The sequence below is a fragment of the Acinetobacter sp. 1130196 genome (genome assembly GCF_000588095.1).
GTDB lineage: Bacteria > Pseudomonadota > Gammaproteobacteria > Pseudomonadales > Moraxellaceae > Acinetobacter > Acinetobacter nosocomialis.
The window spans coordinates 1-2,189 of record NZ_JFWX01000099.1; the positions used below are offsets into that span (position 1 = coordinate 1).

Annotated in this window: 3 protein-coding genes; all 3 read right to left on the bottom strand. The window is 25.9% G+C overall.

Annotation, left to right across the window (positions count from 1 at the left end):
* The coding region (locus tag J671_RS24405; RefSeq protein WP_249364820.1) for a helix-turn-helix domain-containing protein at positions 1-274 on the bottom strand (274 nt) is incomplete at its 3' end.
* Positions 275-368: 94 nt separating this feature from the next.
* Positions 369-1,094 carry an SH3 domain-containing protein gene (locus J671_RS24410; protein ID WP_031983752.1) on the bottom strand — a complete coding sequence of 242 codons (726 nt, stop codon included), beginning with the start codon at positions 1,092-1,094 and terminating at the stop codon, positions 369-371.
* A 116-nt stretch (positions 1,095-1,210) separates the two neighbouring features.
* On the bottom strand, positions 1,211-2,011 hold the full coding sequence (locus J671_RS24415) for a hypothetical protein (protein WP_031983751.1): 801 nt from the start codon (positions 2,009-2,011) through the stop codon (positions 1,211-1,213).
* Between the last annotated feature and the right edge of the window lie 178 nt (positions 2,012-2,189).

Consider the following 2,189-nt stretch of genomic DNA (forward strand, 5'->3'; position numbering starts at 1 on the left):
CCAAATCAGGAAATGTCTTTAAACGCTTTGCTATTTGCTGAGGAGACCATAAACAACGGATCGCTTCAACAATAAATTTCCAGAGGATTGAATCGATTTTGAGTTTTCTGTGACCACGTCTACGTCTAGCGAAGGTGTTATCAGAAGCATATCGAGCTTGATAAACGTCATTGATGCTATTTCTTTTAAGCTCACGATAGATCGTACTAGGATGTCTTTTAATGAGTTCAGCAAATTTTCTGGCTGAAAAGCCTTCTTTTCTTGACTCAAGCATTAATGCAGTACGATCTTCAAAGTTAAGATGATGGTATGACAATTTTATATACTCCATAAACCCTTTAAATTAATTAGGTGGTTTATGTCGCACTTCAAGTTTTACTCTGCCAAGCTTTATTGGCAATTACTTTTCCATTTTTTATATTTAAAACAATATTGTAAGCTGCTGCACCAGCATTATTAAAAGTATTTAAAATATAAATATTATTATTTAAATAATATATTTTAAAATCAGCAAGCTCGTTCTTGTCACCATCTATACCATTTTTAGGAAAAAAGTATTGCTCTATATCATTTTTACCAATTTCTATTTTCTTATCTTTATCCTTAATTATGATTTTATCAAGTTGTAAAAAATCATTATTAGGTAAACTACCATCAGTACCAAAGAATTGTTTATTATTAAAATACTTATATTCACCTTTAAAAGTTTTATAAAGTTTAGGATCTAAAATAGCTTTTTTTGCATACACTTCTACTATTATATTTTTATCACTATAAACAGCTTTCTCTCTAGAATATTGAGATAGCTTAATAGAAGTGTAACCACTAAAATTATTTATTCTATTTTTATAGATAAATCCTGTTACACCATTACTTGCATTAACTAAACAAAAATTATTTGTCCCTTCATCCATCACACAAGAAACAATTTCATTACTATTTAATTTGGACGTAACTTTAGAATTTAAACTTGAATTTTCCCTTACATTCACATACCCATCTTTATCTTGAATAAAACCAAAGTCAGCATATGAAGTCTCAGTAGATCCAATCATGAAAGTGGTAAAAACTATAAATTTGAGATATTTAGTTATTCGGTATTAACTTTTATTAATAAGAAAATATTTTCAATATTACCAATTATTTATAAGCAGCAAAAATTATATTAATTTATTACTGCTTATAAGAATATATTTATATTAAAATATTTCTATTTTAAAAAATATGAATACATATCATTATTTTCAATTTTCGAAACAATATTTTTATCACCCTTTCTCTTTTCAATAATATCTTTAATTAAAAAAGGTTTATTTTTATCCGGAACCAAGGAAAAAGAATATTGAATTGGGAAATTCTCATAATTAACTTTTCCAGTTGAAGTAAAATCTTCAGTTACTTTCTGAAAATCATATACCACTTGATAGGACTTATCATTTTTATTATACTTTATGGATGATAATTTTGTAAATTTCATTGAAGCATCATTTAAACTTCTTAATTTAACATTTATTGATAAAAATAATGGATTGTATATTCCTAAATTTTTTTTATTAAATACATATATATCACTTTTAAATTTTTTTGAATCATTATTGGACCCAGGATTTGTATAACTTTCAATTGAAAAAATAGAAATATTATTATCATTATAAATAATACTAGTGCCAATTGCTCCAACATCTGAAATAACAAAAGGAAGCTTATACTGACTTTCCCCTAATAGAATTTTAGGTTGATAGCTTATAAAGTAATAATCCTTTCCTTTTATCTCATTATTATTATTCAAAACTGGATTTAGTAAAACTGTAACTTCGCCATATGGAACAATAACGATATTTTTTTTCAAATCTACATTTTTGCTGACATCAGTATATATGAAGGAAGAATTTAAAACACTCCGATACCCTAATTTGATATTTACTGGCTGATCTTGATTATTTTCTATATTAAACTCAGCATTAGCAGCATTAGTCCAAGCTAACATACCAATTAAAAAAAATTTAAACATGCAGTTTTCTCAGTCTACAAAAAATATTAGGTTTTAAATTTAAAATTTACATCAGTCAACTGAACATACTAGTTTCATCTCTTTAAGATTATTATCTGCTGTATAATTAATTGCTATATTTATTTTAGAATGGTTTTTTTGACTCTAATATCTCACCCTTCTCACTTACTTTAAAGTA